Origin of the sequence: Frankia canadensis (assembly GCF_900197875.1) — a bacterium.
Classification (GTDB): Bacteria; Actinomycetota; Actinomycetes; order Frankiales; family Frankiaceae; genus Frankia; species Frankia canadensis.
This window is the reverse complement of record NZ_FZMO01000053.1, coordinates 1-17,323: the sequence shown is the minus strand read 5'-3', so window position 1 is coordinate 17,323 and position 17,323 is coordinate 1. Positions and strand designations below refer to the sequence as shown.

The window sequence follows — 17,323 nt, the reverse complement described above, 5'->3', positions numbered from 1 at the left end:
CCCGTGCCCCCGGTCCGCCCGCTCCCTCCTCTCGCGACGACCGGCGGCGTGGCTCGCCGCTCTCGGGCTACTGGTCACCGCCCTGGCCGCGTCGCTGGCAGGGTGCGGATCGGGTAGCGGCGGTTCAGGCGCCGATGGGCGCCTCGGTGTGGTGGCGACGACGAGCCAGGTCGCCGACTTCGCCCGCACCGTCGGGGGCGACCGGGTCAGCGTCACCCAGATCCTGCGTCCCGGCGTCGACCCGCACGACTACGAGCCCACCCCGCGTGACCTTGGCGCCATCGGCGACGCCGGCGTGCTCGTGGAGAACGGCGTCGGCCTCGAGAGCTGGCTCGACGACGCGATCGACGCGGGCGGCTTCCAGGGCGTGCGCGTCGACTCCAGCCAGGGTGTGCGCATCCGCAACGGTGACGGCGGCAGCGAGGAGAAGGGCGGTGATCCGCACATCTGGCACGACCCGCTCAACGTCAAGATCATGGCAGCGAACATCGAGCGGGGTCTCTCCCGGGCGGATCCCGCGAACGCTCATGCCTACCAGGCGAACCTCGCCGCCTACGACGTCCGGCTCGACGCCCTCGACGCCGACATCCGTCGCCAGATCGCGACCATCCCCCCGGCCGACCGCAAGCTGGTCACCAACCACGACGCGTTCGGGTACTACATCGCCCGGTACGGCCTGACCTTCGTCGGTTCGATCATCCCGAGCTTCGACACGGCCGCCGAGCTGTCGGGGAGCAGCATCAAACAGCTGGTCGCCCGGATTCGGGAGACGGGCGCCAAGGCCGTGTTCTCCGAGTCGTCCCTGCCACCGCGGACCGCGCGCACGATCGCGGCGGAGGCCGGAGTCCGCGTCGAGGCGGGCGAGGACTCTCTCTACGGAGACGCACTCGGACCTCCGGGGTCCGACGGAGACACCTATATCCACATGGAAGAGCACAACACTCGCACGATCGTCGCTGCGCTGCGCTGACCGCCACCATCCACCTTCGCCACCAAGCTCACCCAGGACGACCCTTACGTGACAGTAGAGTTGAGCCCGGCATCGGCGGAGCCGCGATGACGTGACTGGAGTCCGGACGGGGGTCGGCAGGCGTGGACGACGACGTGAGGTTCGGCGCACAGCGCCCCACCGGCGTGGACGGCGCGGTGCCGCAGCCCAGGCGCGCGAGCGCTCCCGGCCTGGGCCCACCTCACCCGCAGCCGGCGGCTCGGCCCGAGCCGCCGGCGTTTCCGGAGCCGCCGACCGAGCCGCTGGCGACGGCCCGGGTAGCGACGGCCGGCGAGGCCGCGACCGAGGAGGAGGCCGCGCCGGCTCGTTCGGGCAGCCGGGCCAACGCCCTGTGGACGGTCTTCGACCAGGTCGTGTCCAGCGGCACGAACGCGTCGATCAACTTCGTCATCGCGCGGCGGGTCGGCTCCGGCGAGTTCGGCGCGTTCGCCATCGCCTACACGATCTTCGCGATGGTCGTCGGGCTGTCCCGGGCCGCGGCGACCGCGCCGCTGGGCATCAGCTACGCGGATGTCTCGACCTCGGCGTTCCGCCGGGCCGTGCGCGGCGCGGCCGGCACGGCGCTGGCCCTCGGCGCCGCCGTGGGGCTGGTGCTGCTGCTCGTCGGCGCCGCCCTGCGCGGCACGGTGGGCCTGAACCTGGTCGCGATGGGCCTGATCATGCCGGCGCTGCTGGTGCAGGATGCCTGGCGCTACGCGTCGTTCGCCCTCGGCCGTCCGCTGCTCGCCGTGGCGAACGACCTGGTCTGGGCGGTGGCGCTGGGAGTTGGCATCGTCTCGCTCACCAGGCTCGCCCCCGGGGACGAGGGCGCGGCGGCGCTGGTGCTGATCTGGGGCGTGGCGGCGGCGGCCGCCGCGCTGGTGGGCGTCGCGCAGCACCGCGCGTGGCCCGACCCGAAGCAGGCGCGAGCCTGGTTCACCGGCCACCGGGAGACCACCGGTTTCATGACCGCCGAGTTCCTCTCGCTGCAGGGAGCCCAGCAGACGTCCACCCTCGTGATCGGGGCGGTCGGCTCCACTTCCCTCGTCGGAGCCCTGCGCGGGCTGCAGACCCTGCTCGCCCCCACCACGAACCTCGCCGTGGCGCTGATGAGCTTCGCCATCCCCGAGTTCTCCCGGCGCAAGCACCTCCCGGCCAGGACCGTCATCCGCGGCGCCCACCTGGTCAGCGGGCTCGTGCTCGTCTCCAGCACGCTGTGGGGCCTCGCGTTCATGGTGCTGCCGAGCAACTTCGGCTCCGCGCTGCTCGGCGACACCTGGCGGCAGACCCACGACCTGCTGCTGCTCGGAGTGATCGCGCAGGCCGGCCCGTGCCTCGCGGTCGGCCCGGCGGCCGTGCTCTACGCCTTCGGGCGGACCAGGCTCACCTTCTGGATCAACCTGTTCTTCGTGCCGTTCCTGCTGGCCTGCCCGGTCGCCGGCCTGCTGATCGGCGGCGCCAAGGGGGTGGTGATCGGCAACATCCTCGTCTACTGGGCGACGATCCCGCCGTGGATCTACCACCTGCACCGCCAGGTCCACGCCCACCCCCGCCACAAGGCCCAGGCCGTCGGCGCCCGCTGACCGCCGCCACCGCTCAACGCGGGGATCGGCGGCCGCGTAGGCGTCGATGCCGGGCCGCAGCACCTGCCCGGCGATGGCGCCGGCGAGTCCGGTCAGCGCGGCGTCGAGGGCGGTGGGTTCGGGGGCGCGATCCGCCGGCCGGCTCGGGCGAGCAGCGGGAAGGTGACGCTGACGAGCACGGTGGCCAGCAGCCAGCCGGCGGCCACGTCAAGCGGCCAGTGCATGCCGAGGTAGATCCGGCTCAGCCCGACGGCGCACGCCCAGGCCAGCGGCAGCGCCACCGCCGCGATCCGGGTGCCGCGCCGATGGGCGTGCCGCAGCAGCGCCGCGGCCAGTCCCGCGGCGACCAGCGCCGACGTGGTGGTGTGCCCGGAGGGCAGGGCGGCGCCGGTGGCCTGCCACGCCCAGTCCGCCGCGGGCGGGCGGGCCCGATCGATGAGCCTGGACAGCCCGAACCGCACCAGCTGCCCCGCGACGAGGACGAACATGGCGCCGACGGCGGCCACCCGGGCCCGCGCCGACCCCCGGCCCGCCGCCAGCACCCCGGCGAGCGCGGCGAGTGCGTAGGCCGGGACACCGCTGCCCGTGGTGGTCACGGCGATGGCGGCGTCTGTCAGCCCGCGCGCGCGGTGCCGCAACGCCCACCGGTGCACGGCGAGTTCCCACCGGAACCCGCCGTCGTGCCCGGCGGCGAGGACGAGCAGCGCCACGAGCGCGCCGGCGGCGACGACCGCGACGCCGCTGACCAGCCGCCGCCGGCCACCCGGGCCCATCCCGAACGCCGCCGCCCCCACCTGCCCCTCGCTACGCCCCGATGCCGATGCCCGGCCGTCCGCCCTGCGAGGACATCAGCCGTGAGAGGACGATGTGAACGGCGCGCGTGCCGAGGCGCAGGGGTTCGGCCGAGGCGGACGCCCATGACGGTCCCGCCACGATAGCCGGACGCCGCCGAGGCACCGGCCTCGTCAGCAGTTGACGAACTCCGGCTGCTGGTTGAGGACCTGGCCCTCGACGGACACGAACCGGCGGTACGCCTCGCCTCCCACCGCCTGCGGCCGGAAGGCCGCGACGCGGTGGCAGTTCTGGAACGCCAGCGCCACGCCGAAGTGCCGCTCCAGCGCCCCGCGGATGGCCGTGCTCGCCATCGCGCGCAGCAGCTCGCCCTGCGCCCGCTCGTCCGGCGGGGCGACGAGGTTGTCGGCGAGGTCGACCGGCGCGGACAGCCGCCCGGCCAGGTCCGCCACGAGGCCGTAGGCGTACGGCAGCGAGTCGCGCACGCAGGCGACGAACGCGTCGTCGTCGACGTCGCCGGCCTCGGCGGCGGCGAGCAGGTCGGGAGAGACGGTCAGCGACATGCGGTACCTCCAGCTGGGGATGAGTCAGTCATCGATCACCGACAGCTTCCAAAAAATGAAAACCGTTGTCAATGCCATCAGCGACTCAGCACCCACCTCTGTCAGTCGACCACCCGCTTCGCCCCCGTTTGCGCGCGCGAACGCCTCAGGTGAGCCGCTCGCGGCGGAACACCAGACCGGCCGACTCCCGGTCCCAGGTGTCGGCCGTCACCGCCTCGGCCCGCAGCACGTCCTTGCGCACTTTGCCGGTCGGCGTCAGCGGCAGCTCGTCGACCGTCCGCAGGTACCGCGGGACCATGAAGTAGGGCAGCCTGCCGGCCAGGTGCTCGACCGGCGCCCGGTGATCGACCTCCCGCCCGGGCGCCGCCTGCACGACCAGCAGGATCTCCTGCTCGGCGTGCTCGCCGGCCACGCCGACCGCCGCCGCGCCGGCGACCGCAGGATGGGTCACCGCCTCGGCCTCCACCTCCATCGACGAGACGTTCTCCCCACGCCGCCGGATGACGTCCTTGAGCCGGTCGACGAACACGTACTCCCCGTCCGGGGTGCGCCGGAACGCGTCGCCGGTGTGGAACCAGCCGTTGCGCCACGCCGCGGCGGTCGCCGCCGGCATCCGGTGGTAGCCGGTACTGATCGTCCACGGCTCGTCCGCGCGGATGATCAACTCGCCGGGCTCGCCGTCCGCGACCTCCTGGTCGACGTCGTCGACGAGGCGCAGGTCGAAGCCGGCGCGGGCCCGTCCGCACGTCCCCGGTGTGCTCGGCCGGTCGGCGCCGGTCAGGATCGGGGTCGACAGCTCGGTGCTGTTGTAGGCGGTCCACACCCGGACCCCGAACCGACGGCCGAAGGCGACGGCGTCGGCGGTGAACGGGTTGACGCAGATGCCGCGCAGCCGGTGGCGCTCCGGCCGGAAGTCGGCCCCCTCATCCGCGACCAGGAACGACGTCATGGCGCCGAGCAGGTTGCACTGGGTGACGCCGGTCCGCTCGACGGTCGACCAGAAGTCCTGGGTGCGGAACCCGGGCACCACCGCGACCGAACCGCCGACCGCGAGCATGTTGGCGATGGGCAGCGTGGCGGCGGAGTGGAACAGCGGCGTGTTGACCAGGTCGCGGTCGGTCTCGTCCATCCCGTCGACGGCCCGGGCGGCCGCGTGGTGCTGCCGGTAGGAGATCAGCACTCCCTTGGACGGCCCGGTCGTCCCGGACGTGTACATGATCGACTGGGTGTCCCATGGCTCGGGCGAGCGGGCCGGGCCGGGCCAGTCGTCGTCGTCCCGGTCGAGGACGTCCACGTCGAGCACCTCGATGCCCGCCGGCAGCCCGGCCGCCGTCCGTGCCTCGCCCGCCGGCCCGCCCACGACCACGACGGTGCGCAGCTCGGCCGTGTCCACCTGGCGCAACCGTTCGAGCAGGGACGGGTGGGCGACCAGCACCCGGGCCTCGGAGTTGCGCAGGACGCGTTCGAGCAGGGCGCCGCGGTAGGCCGTGTTCACCGGCGTGTACACGGAGCCGAGCAGGTTGGCCCCGAACCAGGTCCGCAGCGCCCACGGACCGTTGGGTAACCAGGACAGCACGGGCTCACCGAACCCGACGCCCAGCGCCTGCAGCCCGGCGGCACTGCGCCGGGCCAGCCGCCACGTGTCCGCGTAACTCCACCGCACGGCGCCCATGGCGCCCCCGGCGTCGCCGGCCTCCTCGAAGAGGACGAAGTCCGCGTCCGGGCGCGTGCGTGCCTGGCGCTCCAGCACCGCGCCGAGCACACACGACTCACGATCCGTCAGGCTGGAACGAGGGCTCACGGACGACCTCCGAACCCGGCCCGCGACCCGGCCGGCTGTGGATCTCTCGACGGCAAACATGGTGTCGGAATAGGCTTCGACTGTCGAGCCTCCGACGGGCAGCCACCGCAGGACAGCCGATACGCAGCAGTCCGCTGCGAGAAATCCAGCTACTGGAATGCAGGGAGACCGACGTGACGAACGCAGCGACGGACCCGACCCCGCCCGGTCCGCTGGCCGGCGTCCGGGTGGTCGAGCTCGCCGGCATCGGCCCGATCCAGCTCGCCTGCACCCTGATGGCGGACCTCGGCGCCGAGGTCGTGCGGGTGGAACGTCCCGGCGGCCAGGTGTGGGCGCCGCCCGAGCGGGAGGTCATGCACCGCTCCCGGCCGTCCGTCGCGGTCAATCTCGGCCAACCGGGCGGCGCCGAGGTCGTGCTGCGGCTGGTCGAGCGGGCCGACGTCCTCGTCGAGGCGTTCCGGCCGGGTGTCGCCGAGCGCCTGGGCGTCGGGCCCGACGTGTGCGTCGCCCGCAATCCCCGGCTGGTCTACTCGCGGATGACCGGCTGGGGGCAGGAGGGTCCGCTGGCCCCGCGGGCCGGGCACGACATCAACTATCTCGCCGTCACCGGGGCGCTGCACGCCATCGGCCGCCGCGGCGAGGCGCCGGTGCCGCCGCTGAACCTCGTCGCCGACTTCGGTGGCGGCGCGATGTTCCTCGTCGTCGGCGTCCTCGGCGCCCTGCTCGAGCGGGAGCGCAGCGGCCGCGGCCAGGTCGTCGACGCGGCGATGGTGGACGGCGCCTCCTACCTGATGGCGATGGCCTACGGCGCGCTCGCGAACGGGATGTGGGCCGACGAGCGCGGCGCGAACCTGCTCGACGGCGCCGCTCCCTTCTACGACACCTACCGCTGCGCGGACGGGCGGTACGTGGCGGTGGGTGCCATGGAGCCACAGTTCTTCGCCGCGCTGGTCCGGACGCTGGAGCTGGCCGACGTGCCGGCGCAGCACGACCAGGCCGGCTGGCCGCGGATGCGCGCGATGTTCACCGAGGCGTTCGCCGCCCGCACCCGCGACGAGTGGGCCGAGGTCTTCACGGACGTCGACGCGTGCGTCTCACCCGTGATGAGCATGTCGGAGGCGCCGGCGGGTGACCATCTCGCCGCGCGCGGCACCTTCACCGAGGCGTTCGGCGTCATGCAGCCGCAGCCGGCGCCCCGGCTGTCCCGGACCCCCGGCCGGATCGGGCCGGCGCCGACGGCACCCGGGGCGGACAGCCGCACGGAACTCGCGCGCTGGGGCTTCGCGAAGGACGAGATCGACGGCCTGATCGCCGAGGGCGTGGTCCACGAGGCCCGCACGAAGGCGGCGGACCAGGACTGATGATCAGCGTGCTCGCGGATCACCCAGGCGCGCGGGCGGCGGCCGGCACGCCGTCAGTCCTGCTGACGGCGTCCAGGGTCGGGCGGGCGGACGACGTTCAGCGACCGGCTTCTGGCCAGCGCGCTCAGCAGCCGCCGGGTCAGGCGCTGGGCACCGAGGACGTCACCGGCCACGATCGCCTCCACCAGCTCGACATGCCGGGTGTGCAGCCAGCGGCGCTGCTCGTCGGTCGGGTCGACGCCGTGCACCCGGCTGAGGTCGCTGACGATGTAGAGGAACAGCTCGATGAACGGGTTGCCGACCAGTCGCCCGATCTCGGTATGCACGGTGACGATCTGCTCGCGCAGGTCGGCGACGTCCTCCTCGACGCGCACCGCCGCCCGCAGCGCGGCGATGCCCTCGTCATCGATCCGCATCGCGAGCTGGGCGACGGCGGCGACCTCGAGGATCTCCCACACGCTGTACAGGTCGTCATCGGCGAATCCGACATAGTCGAGGAACAGCCGGGCCACATCGCGCACGCTGCTGCGTCGCGGCGCGGTGACCACGAGCCCCCCGCCCGGACCGGGGCGGGGCTTGGCGACCCACCGGCTCTCCAGGATGCGGAACGCCTCCCGCAGCACCGGCCGCCCCACCCCGAACCGCTCGATGAGCTGGGCCTCGGAACCGAGCGCCTCCCCCACCGGCCAGCCGCGGGCGATGATGTCCGCCTCGATCTGCCGCGCCACCCACGCCGCGCGCGTGCGGTTCGGGGGCCCGGCCGCGTCCGTGCCCGGCGTGGCTGCCCCGTGGTCGTCGGCTCTCACGATCCCTGCCCTGTCGACGTTATCGAACCATCCCTGTATACGTTTACGGTACATCGCACGGCGACGGGATATTTTCCCGGCCCCCATTCCGCGCGGCTGTTGTGAGGAACGCAATGTCAGGATACTCGTCGATTCTCTTCTCCGTCGACCCCAACGGTGTCGGCACCATCACCTTCAATCGTCCCGACAACTTCAACGGCCTCAACCTGATCATGGCCGGCGAGCTGGATCGGGCGCTGACGGAGGCAGCCAGCCGCGACGATGTGCGCGTTCTGGTGCTCACCGGCGCGGGACGGTCTTTCTGCCCCGGAGCCGACGTGAGAGGCTTCAGCGCGGCTGGCGGCCCTGGCCCCGGCATCTCGCCGGTCACCGCGGACAACTCCCTGCCCAAACGGCTGTACGAATACCCCATGCCGACGGTCGCCGCCATCAACGGCGCCTGCGCGGGTGCCGGGCTGGGCTTTGCGCTTGCCTGCGACCTCCGGATTTCCGCCCGGCGCGCGGTGTTCCGATCCGCGTTTATGTCGGTGGGCGTAGCGGGGGACATGGGAATACCGTGGCTGCTGCCGCGGCTGGTCGGCGAGGCCACCGCCAAGCGGATATCGCTGCTGGACGAGAAGATCGACGCGGAGCAGGCCCTCCGCTACGGTCTGGTCCACAGCGTGCATGACGACGACGACTTTCCCACCGCCGTGGGGGCCCTGACGGCGAGGCTGGCCGCGCTGCCCCCGCTCGCCGCCCGTTCCCTCAAGCGCCACTACCTGGCCGCCCAGAAGACCGACTTCGGGACCTTCATCGAGATCGAGATGGACCGGCACCATCACCTGTTGGAGACCGCCGACGCCCACGAGGGTTTCCTCGCCTTCAGCGAAGGTCGCGCGCCCCACTTCCGCGGTGCCTGAGGCGGGTGCTCAGGCGGCGAGCCCAAGCAGGCGCGCGTATTCACGGCGGTGATGGGCGGGGGTACCCAGGAGGATCTCGCTGCTGCGGGCCCGGCGGAAGTACAGGTGCGCCGGGTGCTCCCAGGTGAAGCCGATGCCGCCGTGGACCTGGATGTTCGCGGTCGCCGCGTGGACGAACGACTCCGAGCAGATGGCCTGCGCGAGGTGGGCGGCGGCGGACAGTTCCGCCGCCGCCCCGGCCACGTGCCGGTTCGCCTGCCGGGTGGCCTCGAACAGCGCGCTGCGGGCGGCCTCCACGGCGACGAAGATGTCGGCGCAGATGTGCTTCACCGCCTGAAAGGAGCCGATCGGTCGGCCGAACTGTTCCCGGGTACGGGCGTAGCCCACCGCCATGTCGAGGCATCGGGCGGCCCCGCCGGTCTGCTCGGCGGCAAGCGCGACGCTGCCGAACTCCAGCGCCCGGCCGACGATCCGGGCGCCGTCGCCGGACCGGCCCACCTGCCGCGCGGGCGTGTCGTCGACGCGGACGACGGCCAGGCCACGCGTCAGGTCGAGGGTCTCCAGCGCGGTCACCTCGACGCCCGCGCCGGGGACGTCCACAGCGAACAGGGTGACGCCGTCGGGGGTGCGCGCCGGCAGCAGCACCAGCGCCGCATGCTGGCCGTCGAGCACGAACGGAACCCGGCCGGTGAGGCGCCATCCATCCTGCGCCGCCCGGGTCGCCCGCACACCGACCGCCTCGAGGTCGGGCAGGCCGTCGTCGCCGGCCGCGGCGAGCGTCGCCACGACCCGGCCGGCGGCGAGGTCGGGCAGGTACCGGGCCTGCGCCTCGACGTCTCCCGACTCCAGCAGCGCGCCCGCCGCGAGGGCCACCGTGGCGAGGAACGGCGCGCCCAGCAGCGCCCGGCCCATCTCCTCGAAGACGATCACCAGCTCGTCCCAGCCGTATCCCGCGCCACCGTGGGCGTCGGGAATCGCGAGTCCCTGCCAGCCGAGGTCACGGCCCATCAGCTCCCAGAGGGCCGGGTCGTGCCCGGGGCCGTCCATCAGCCGGCGGACGTCCTGCTCCGAGGAGCGTTCGGCCAGGAACCGCCGGGCGGTGTCCCGCAGCTCCCGCCGTTCGGCGGCCGCGTCGTCAGACATTCCCGTCCTTCCCGTTCCCGCCCGGTGCCGAGGTGGTCCGGGCCGGCGAGGGCTCGCGCGGCAGACCGAGGACCCGTTCGGCGAGGATGTTCTTCATGATCTCGTCGGTGCCGGCCGAGACCCGGATGCCGGGGACGCCGAGGACGAGCGTCGTCCAGGCGAACGTGCCCCACTCGCCGGTGTCGGCGATCAGGCGCGGGCCGAGGATGTCGGTGAGCAGGTCGGAGATGCGGCGCAGGTTGTTCGTCCAGACCAGCTTGCCGACCGAGTGTTCGGGGCCCGGGGTGCCGGCCGTGCGGGCCAGGTGCGCGCGCTCGGTGGCGTAGCCGGCGAGACGGACATGCATGACGGTGTCGCTCAACCGGTCCCGCACCACCGGATCGGCGAGCCGCCCCGACCAGCGGGCCAGCATGATCAGCCGATCGAGGATGGCGGCCAGGCTGCCGCCGAGGTCGCTCGCGGTGCTGCGTTCGTTCATCAGGGTGGTGGTGGCGACCCGCCAGCCGTCGTCCACGGCGCCGAGGCGGTTCTCGTCGGGCACCCGGACCTCGGTCAGGAACACCTCGTTGAAGCTCGCCCCGCCGGTCATCTGGCGCAGCGGCCGCACCTCGACCCCGGGGGCGTGCATGTCGACGAGGAAGGCGGTGATCCCGCGGTGCTTGGGCGCCTCCGGACTGGTCCGGCACAGGACCTCGCCGACGTCGCTGAGGTGCCCGTTCGTGGTCCAGACCTTCTGCCCGGTGATGACCCACTCGTCGCCGTCGCGCACGGCCCGGGTGCGCAGGGAGGCGAGATCCGACCCCGCGCCGGGTTCGCTGAACAGCTGGCAGCCGATCGCCTCCCCCGCGTGCAGCCGGGGAAGGTAAATGCGCTTCGCCGACTCGCTTCCGTGGGCGAGCAGCGTCGGGGAGATCATGCCCAGGCCGAGGCCGAAGACCGCGAGGTCCGGCACGTCGTACTGGCCGCGCAGGTCGAGGTAGGCGTCCAGGTAGGAGACGGGCAGGCCGGCACCGCCGTACTCGGTCGGCCCGTCGATCCAGCCGAAGCCGGCGGCGTACTCGGCCGCCTTGAACCGGCGCGCCGCGGCGACGATCCGCTCGTCCTCCTCGGGGCTGTGCTCCGGCAGCAGGTTGACCTCGTCCGAGCCCTCGCCCCAGACCAGCGGCGGACGTGACGCGCGCTGACCACCGTCCCCGTCCCCCACCCGCTCACCGTCACCGGCCTCGCTCCGGGCGAGGCCCGTGGTCTCGGACCGCCGACCGACCTCGGGCGCGCCGGCGAGGAACACCCGGGCCCGGTCCAGGAACGCGGTCAGTGACTCCCGGTCGCTGTCGTCATCCTCGTGGCCGCGGTCGCCCGCCGGATCCTCGCGAGCCGTCTGCGCCATCCTCGCCCCCACCGTCAGCCCCGCGGGGAGGCACCCGGCGGGCGGGACCCGGGAAGCGGCCGACCCAGGATGATCTCCGTCGACTCGGCCAGCTCCCCGAGCTGCTCGCCCAGGCTGTTCAGGGTCTCGTTGCCGCGGTGCAGCGTGAAGGCCGTCCGGTCGCGGTAGTGCTCGAACAGGAAGAACCGTTCGGGCTGACGCGAGTCCTGATGCACGGCGTAGGCGTCGGTGCCCTCGTCGGTCGCCGCCTCGGCCATCCGGGTGAGCAGCGCGGCCAGGTCGTCGGCACGCCCGGACTTCGCCACGATCACCACGACCGCGGCCACCGGCCCGCTTCTCGCGGAGGGCTCACTCATCTTCGGACACCTCATTCTCGCGGCGCGACCGCGACGACGGCAGGCCACGCACCGAGGGGGTCGACCGTGATGCGACGGCCAGCACCCTGAAGATCAGGGCTAGCTATCCAGGATCAACGCCAACATAGCCTGCACTCTCGTCGGGCGCCAGTAGAAATGTAGGACATGGATTCCTTTGCCGTCGTGCCGGAGTGACGGCGGTGCGGCGGCACCGTCACCCGCGTCAGCCGGGGTCCGCAAGGCCCTCGGTCCGAAGGAGCGTTCCACGCAGCACGAACCCCGACATCTCCTCCGCGATCGTCTCCCGCGACGGGGCCGACGACGCGTCGTGGAACAGCAGCGGGTCGAGCAGGGTGATCCCGTAGACGAGACCGAACGAGAACCGCACGGCGCAGCGGATGTCCATGACGACCGTGCGCTTCACCTCGATCTCCAGCTCCGACTCGCGCTCCAGCCGCTCGAAGATCTCCTGAAGGAAGGCGGCGGCGCGTTCACGCAGCTCCGTCGAGCCGCCACCGGACTGCCCGGCCATTGCGACCAGCAGCGGCCGGTTGTCGAGCAACAGCCGGTACAGGCCGTGGACGAACGTCTCCGTGTAGTGCGCCGATCCGCTCGACCCATGCCCCTCCAGCACCCACTGGTCGAGGTAGCTGGTCACGAAGTCGCGGAAGGGCTGGAACGCGGCCTCGACGAACAGGTTCGCCTTGGTACCGAAATGACGGAACACCAGGGCGTGCGTCACCCCCGCCCGCGTGGCGATCTCCCGGGTGCCGACCTCCTCGTAGGGCCGCCCGTCAAACAGCTCCCGCGCCGCCTGCAGCACCAGCTCACGCACGGTCGACGAGCTGCGACGCGAACGAACATCGACACTGTTGGCCATCTCCCCATCATGACTTCCGGGCAACGCCGCGACGACCGGCCGGTCATCGCCCGCGCGGCCGCGGGCCCCGTCCGGCCGCGCGACGCCGCCCGTCGGGTCAGGCATCCGCCGCCGAACCCGGCGCGCTCAGCAGGCCCGTCACGGCGTCCGCGAGGTGGGTGACGTAGGCGTCCAACGGCAGCAGCCGGTCGGGCCCGCCGCGCCGGCCGGCGGCCTGCTCGGTGGCCAGCGCGTGGACGACCAGGTCGAAGGCGAGCCGGAAGCGCAGGTCGAAGACGGACCGGTCGACGTGCGCCAGCAGGGAGCGCAGCCGTCGCCCGACCACCACCGCGCTGGACCACACCGGGTCCGCGGCGTACCGCACCGGCCGGTCGAGATCGCGCTCGACGATCAGCCGGGACAGGAAGCCGACGTAGTAGGTGCCCTGACGGATCTCCTCGGCCAACGGCCAGACGAGCGCGTCGACCAGGCTCCGGGCGTCCTCGCCGCGACCGGACGCCTCCGCCTGGGCCAGCAGCTGCATCCGCCGGGCGTTCGTGACGTCCGCCCGGGCCTCGATGATCGCGCGGATGAGTCCTTCCTTGCCGCCGAAGTGGTAGTTCACCGCGCTGGTGTTGCGCTGGCCGGCGGCCTGGTGGATGTCGCGCAGCGAGACGGCCTCGATGCCGCGCTCGGCGAACAGGCGCTCGGCGGCCCGCAGGAGTTGCAGCCTGGTCTCGTCGGCATCGGCACGCGGGCGTCGACCGACCATCGCGGGCTGCCGGTCGTCAGGAGCGGACCCGGCCCGACCGGGGGTCGTCACCGGTGCCTCCGTCGCCGCGGTTCTCCGCGGCCGTACAGACTCGCCAGGCCGGCTATGTAGGTCGCGACGTCGTCGGCGAGGTCGACCTCCGCGCCGGCGGCCTCGCCGAGGGTTCGGGCCAGGCAGGGGAAACGCTGCTCGTCGGCCGTGGGCGCCGAGACCTGCGCCCCCGAGGTGAAGGCCTCCAGCAGCTGCGCCTTGCCGACGATGAGCGACGCAAGGCCCCCGAAGGCCCCGAGCGCCTGGCCGGGGGTCAGTCCACCCTCGAACAGCAGTCCCAGGGCCTCCTCCGCGAGTGCGCCCAGGTGCGCCGATCCGACGAAGTCCGGCCGCAGGACCAGGAACTGGACGAGGCCCGGATGCGCGGCGAAGACCTCCTCCGTCCGGTTGAACAGGTCGAGGAGCCTCTCGTCCCAGGGCGCGGTCGCGGGCAGGCCGGGTGGCCGCCGGGTCTCGAGGGCGCGGTCCGCGACGAGCCGGAGCAGCTCGGACTTGCTGGGGACGTAGTGGTAGAGCGCCTGCGGCCACACCCCGAGCTCGCGGGCGACCCTGCGGATCTGGATCTGGTCGAGATGCTCCGTGCGGGCGATGCGGTACGCCGCGTCGACGATCTGCTCCCGCGTGACCGCCGGGCCCTCGTCGCGGGTCGGGCGCCGGCGGCCCTTGCGCGCGCTGTCCATCTCCACACCCCGACAACCTTTCACGGCCCGCCGGCCCCACGCCGTCTGGCGGGTATCCACCCTATTGATCCTCGTCTAATATAGGGGTGGACTCGGCGGTGCCGAGGATGCCGCGATGCCGCACGTGGGGGACGGGCGCCCAGGCGTCCCCCACGTGCGTATCTCAGTGATTCGACGGCTCCAGGACGGGCTCGGGCTGATCCTCGCCGATCGCCGGCCGGACCGCGTAGGCAAGGGGAAGCGATGCCGGCCCGCGCATGAAGGCGGCCGAGTCCGGCGGCATGACGATCTCGTCCGCGAGCTCGACGTCGGTCAGGCGCCGCGTGAGCACCGCCAGCGCCTCGCACATCTCGGTCCGTGCCACCGCGTGCCCCAGGCAGTAGTGGGCGCCGCGGCCGAAGCCGATGTCCCAGCCCGGCTCCCGGCCGAGGTTCAGGCCGTTCGGCTCGGCGAAGACCGCCGGATCGCGCCCCGCCGCCTGGAAGCTGAGGGCCACCGGCTCGTGGACGTCGAACGCCTCGCCGCAGATCTCCATCGGTTCCGTGACCAGCCGGACGACCCGGGTCGTCACGGGCCACAGCCGCATGCCCTCGTCCACGGCGAACGGGATCAGCCCGGGATCGGCCGCGACCCGCTCCCAGGCCCCCGCCTCCACCAGCGCCCGCACGCAGGAGGCGAGCTGGTAGCGGGTGGTGTCGTGCCCGGCGAGCAGGACGTTCACGACCGCCCAGATCAGTTCGGTCTCGGTCATCCTCCCCTCAAGCTCCTGCGCCTCGATGAGGTCACTGATCAGATCGGGCCGCGGGTTCTCGCGCCGGGCCGCGACCAGGCCCCGGGTGTAGACGCGCAGCTCCGCGAGGGCCTTCTCCAACCGCGACACATGCGGCGTCATCGGGTTCTCGGCGAGCACCCGCAGCTCGACGGTGGCGCTGTCGAAGATCGGCACGTCGGCCGGCTCGACGCCGATGTAACGGGCGATCACGCCGATGGAGTAGTGATGCGAGAAGTCCGCGACGAAATCTATTGTCCGGCGGTCGGAGAAACCGCTGACCAGTTCCTCGGCGAAGGCTGCCATCATCGGCCGGGTCAGGTCGATGGTGCGCGGCCGGAAGCCCTTCACCAGAATCTTCCGCAGCTTCTCGTGACGGGCGGGGTCCATCATCAGCAGCAGGCCGTCGTTGATGAACTCGAGAATCGGCGCGGTGGCGCCCCTGCCCTGGAAATAGGCGGCACTGGGCGGGCGCAGCCGCTTGTCGGTTAACAGCGCGCGCACCTGGTCGTAGGCGAACACCTCGACGCCGTGCGGGCCGCGAGCGATGCCCCGCACGGCCCCGGCCTCGGCCGACGCACCTGCCGGATCGCGCATGAAGGCGGCACTGTCGGTATCGACGAACGGCAACGTCTCGTGACTGCCCATATATACAACTCCTCGGTCATCCCACGGCCGGCCGCATGATTCAGGCCGGTCCCTCGACACCCTCGGGGCAGTGCACGAGAGTCAGGACAACACGAATTCACCGGCATTCTGATCGCCGCCGGAAGCCATCGGCTGTTCAATTGGGCTCCATCGTACGCAGCGGATCCTCGCCGGTCACGGGAAACACGTCGTCGTCGGTCCCGGCGCGGATCCGTCTCGCCCCGGCACCCCGCGGCCGCCCGCCGTACCGCCCCCGGCACCGGGCTGTACCACCGCGAGGACGCCGAGCTCCAGGCCGCGAAGGCCGTCACCGCCGCGCCACCGTCACGCCGGGCGCACGTGATCCCAGATCGGTATGATGATGGGATGACCACGCAGATCACCGTGCGCATACCAGATGACCTGGTCGCCTTCGTCGACGCGCTGGTCGCCGCAGGTGCGGTGACCAGCCGCGCGGATGCCGTAGCTCGCGCGCTGGCACGCGAGCGGCGTCGGCAGACAGCGCTGGAGGATGTCGCCATCCTTCGTCGCGTCGGCGGCGACGCCGATCTCGACGCTCTGGCCGAACACGCCGCGGCCCACCCCCTCGATCTCGGCGACTGATGCGCCCCATTCACCTCGCCCGGCTGGACAAGGTCCGGCCGGTCCTCGTCCTCACCCGAGACGTGGTCCGTCCCTATCTGGCCAACGTCACCATTGCGCCGATCACCTCCACGGCCAGAGGCCTGTCCACCGAGGTGACCGTGGGCGCCTCCAACGGCCTCGACCACGACAGCGTGATCTCCTGCGACAACATCACCACCATCCCGGTCAGGCAGCTCATGCACCAGATCGGCTACCTGCTGCCCGCGCAGGAACCCGCGCTGACCACCGCGATCGTCGCCGCCTTCGACCTCGACTGACAATCAGCCCATCATCGAGGTCGTCCGTTCAGTCCGGGCGGGGCGGGTTGGCGGAGGGGTGGACGACGCCGGTCTCGTAGGCGAAGACGACCGCCTGCACCCGGTCCCGCAGTTCCAGCTTGGCCAGGATCCGGCCGACGTGGGTCTTCACTGTGGCCTCGGAGAGCACCAGCCGGGCCGCGATCTCGGCGTTGGAGTAGCCGGCGGCGACCTCGTCCAGCACGTCCCGCTCCCGCTCGGTGAGCCGGTCCAGGCGTCGGTCGCGAGACCGGCCGGCCGGCTGGTCTTCCGGCGATGACCCCGGACCCGTGATGCCGGTCCCGGACGTCGCGGTGACCTCGGTACCGGTCGCGGGCATGCCGGAGCCGCCGGTCCCGGAACCAGTCGACCCGGCCGGCGCGGCGGCGTCGGGGAGGCGGTGGGCGAAGGCGTCCAGCAGCCGGCGGGTGATGCTGGGGGCGACGACCGCGTCGCCGGTCGCGACCGCCCGGATCGCCGAGAGCAGGTCGGCGGGAGGGACGTCCTTCAGCAGGAATCCGCTGGCCCCGGCCCGCAGCCCGGCGAAGGCGTACTCGTCGAGGTCGAAGGTCGTGAGGATCAGCACCCGCGACGCGCTGCCGGCCGCGACGATGCGGCCTGTCGCCTCGATGCCGTTCATCCCCGGCATCCGCACGTCCATCAGCACCACGTCCGGTCGCAGCGCCGCGGTGAGCGCGACCGCCTCGGTGCCGTCCCCCGCCTCGCCGACGACGGTGATGTCGGCCTGCGAGTCGAGCACCATCCGGAAGCCCATCCGCAGCAGCGGCTGGTCGTCCACCAGCAGGACGGTGGTGGCGGGCGGGGCGGCGGACGGCGAACCGGTGGACGTCACCCGGGCACCTTCCCACCAACGTTGATCCGGGTGCTGACCCGCCATCCGCCCTCCGGTCCCGGCCCGGCCAGCACCGTGCCGCCGTAGAC

18 protein-coding genes are annotated in these 17,323 nt (G+C 72.6%); 6 read left to right on the top strand and 12 right to left on the bottom strand.

What is annotated here, in order from left to right; translation table 11 throughout:
• Together C1A33_RS06295 and C1A33_RS06290 are read left to right on the top strand one after the other, a co-directional pair.
• The coding region (locus C1A33_RS06295) for a metal ABC transporter substrate-binding protein (RefSeq protein ID WP_423748042.1) at window positions 1-970 on the top strand (970 nt) is incomplete at its 5' end.
• A gap of 122 nt (window positions 971-1,092) precedes the next feature.
• A complete protein-coding gene (locus C1A33_RS06290) occupies window positions 1,093-2,571 on the top strand; it encodes an MATE family efflux transporter (RefSeq protein ID WP_101830577.1) in 1,479 nt (492 codons plus the stop codon).
• 92 nt (window positions 2,572-2,663) lie between these two features.
• Here C1A33_RS06290 and C1A33_RS06285 read toward each other — a convergent pair whose 3' ends face one another.
• The 3 genes from C1A33_RS06285 to C1A33_RS06275 form a co-directional block, all read right to left on the bottom strand.
• Window positions 2,664-3,365, bottom strand: a complete 702-nt coding sequence (locus C1A33_RS06285) for a phosphatase PAP2 family protein (RefSeq protein WP_243407247.1) — start codon at window positions 3,363-3,365, stop codon at window positions 2,664-2,666.
• Window positions 3,366-3,536: 171 nt separating this feature from the next.
• A complete protein-coding gene (locus tag C1A33_RS06280) occupies window positions 3,537-3,926 on the bottom strand; it encodes an SCO5389 family protein (RefSeq protein ID WP_101830576.1) in 390 nt (129 codons plus the stop codon).
• A 145-nt stretch (window positions 3,927-4,071) separates the two neighbouring features.
• Window positions 4,072-5,727 carry an AMP-binding protein gene (locus C1A33_RS06275; protein ID WP_207770184.1) on the bottom strand — a complete coding sequence of 552 codons (1,656 nt, stop codon included), beginning with the start codon at window positions 5,725-5,727 and terminating at the stop codon, window positions 4,072-4,074.
• Between the two features lie 173 nt (window positions 5,728-5,900).
• Between C1A33_RS06275 and C1A33_RS06270 the strand changes: the two genes are divergently transcribed.
• Window positions 5,901-7,088: a CaiB/BaiF CoA transferase family protein gene (locus tag C1A33_RS06270; protein WP_101830574.1), complete on the top strand. Its 1,188-nt coding sequence runs from the start codon at window positions 5,901-5,903 to the stop codon at window positions 7,086-7,088.
• Between the two features lie 53 nt (window positions 7,089-7,141).
• Here C1A33_RS06270 and C1A33_RS06265 read toward each other — a convergent pair whose 3' ends face one another.
• On the bottom strand, window positions 7,142-7,894 hold the full coding sequence (locus C1A33_RS06265; protein ID WP_165818251.1) for a FadR/GntR family transcriptional regulator: 753 nt from the start codon (window positions 7,892-7,894) through the stop codon (window positions 7,142-7,144).
• 113 nt (window positions 7,895-8,007) lie between these two features.
• On the opposite strand from C1A33_RS06265, the gene C1A33_RS06260 reads away from it, so the two are divergent.
• Complete coding sequence (locus C1A33_RS06260; protein WP_101830572.1) at window positions 8,008-8,796, top strand: enoyl-CoA hydratase/isomerase family protein; 789 nt, start codon at window positions 8,008-8,010, stop codon at window positions 8,794-8,796.
• Window positions 8,797-8,805: 9 nt separating this feature from the next.
• Here C1A33_RS06260 and C1A33_RS06255 read toward each other — a convergent pair whose 3' ends face one another.
• The 7 genes from C1A33_RS06255 to C1A33_RS06225 form a co-directional block, all read right to left on the bottom strand.
• On the bottom strand, window positions 8,806-9,939 hold the full coding sequence (locus C1A33_RS06255; RefSeq protein WP_101830571.1) for an acyl-CoA dehydrogenase family protein: 1,134 nt from the start codon (window positions 9,937-9,939) through the stop codon (window positions 8,806-8,808).
• Entirely contained in the window at window positions 9,932-11,326 is a 1,395-nt protein-coding gene (locus C1A33_RS06250; RefSeq protein WP_101830570.1) for an acyl-CoA dehydrogenase family protein, read from the bottom strand. The genes C1A33_RS06255 and C1A33_RS06250 overlap by 8 nt, the downstream gene beginning before the upstream one ends.
• A gap of 14 nt (window positions 11,327-11,340) precedes the next feature.
• Complete coding sequence (locus C1A33_RS06245; RefSeq protein WP_165818250.1) at window positions 11,341-11,682, bottom strand: putative quinol monooxygenase; 342 nt, start codon at window positions 11,680-11,682, stop codon at window positions 11,341-11,343.
• Window positions 11,683-11,905: 223 nt separating this feature from the next.
• A complete protein-coding gene (locus C1A33_RS06240; protein WP_165818249.1) occupies window positions 11,906-12,562 on the bottom strand; it encodes a TetR/AcrR family transcriptional regulator in 657 nt (218 codons plus the stop codon).
• Between the two features lie 97 nt (window positions 12,563-12,659).
• The gene (locus C1A33_RS06235) at window positions 12,660-13,364 is read right to left on the bottom strand and encodes a TetR/AcrR family transcriptional regulator (protein WP_133150577.1); all 705 of its coding nucleotides are present in this window, start codon (window positions 13,362-13,364) and stop codon (window positions 12,660-12,662) included.
• A complete protein-coding gene (locus tag C1A33_RS06230; RefSeq protein ID WP_243407249.1) occupies window positions 13,361-14,044 on the bottom strand; it encodes a TetR/AcrR family transcriptional regulator in 684 nt (227 codons plus the stop codon). The genes C1A33_RS06235 and C1A33_RS06230 overlap by 4 nt, the downstream gene beginning before the upstream one ends.
• A 163-nt stretch (window positions 14,045-14,207) precedes the next feature.
• A complete protein-coding gene (locus tag C1A33_RS06225; RefSeq protein ID WP_101830565.1) occupies window positions 14,208-15,461 on the bottom strand; it encodes a cytochrome P450 in 1,254 nt (417 codons plus the stop codon).
• A 366-nt stretch (window positions 15,462-15,827) separates the two neighbouring features.
• Here C1A33_RS06225 and C1A33_RS37835 point away from each other — a divergent pair, with 366 nt between their 5' ends.
• Window positions 15,828-16,064 carry a ribbon-helix-helix domain-containing protein gene (locus C1A33_RS37835; RefSeq protein WP_101830564.1) on the top strand — a complete coding sequence of 79 codons (237 nt, stop codon included), beginning with the start codon at window positions 15,828-15,830 and terminating at the stop codon, window positions 16,062-16,064.
• On the top strand, window positions 16,064-16,363 hold the full coding sequence (locus C1A33_RS06215; protein ID WP_101830563.1) for a type II toxin-antitoxin system PemK/MazF family toxin: 300 nt from the start codon (window positions 16,064-16,066) through the stop codon (window positions 16,361-16,363). The genes C1A33_RS37835 and C1A33_RS06215 overlap by 1 nt, the downstream gene beginning before the upstream one ends.
• Before the next feature lie 28 nt (window positions 16,364-16,391).
• Here C1A33_RS06215 and C1A33_RS06210 read toward each other — a convergent pair whose 3' ends face one another.
• The gene (locus C1A33_RS06210) at window positions 16,392-17,156 is read right to left on the bottom strand and encodes a response regulator (RefSeq protein ID WP_243407248.1); all 765 of its coding nucleotides are present in this window, start codon (window positions 17,154-17,156) and stop codon (window positions 16,392-16,394) included.
• Window positions 17,157-17,323: the final 167 nt, after the last annotated feature.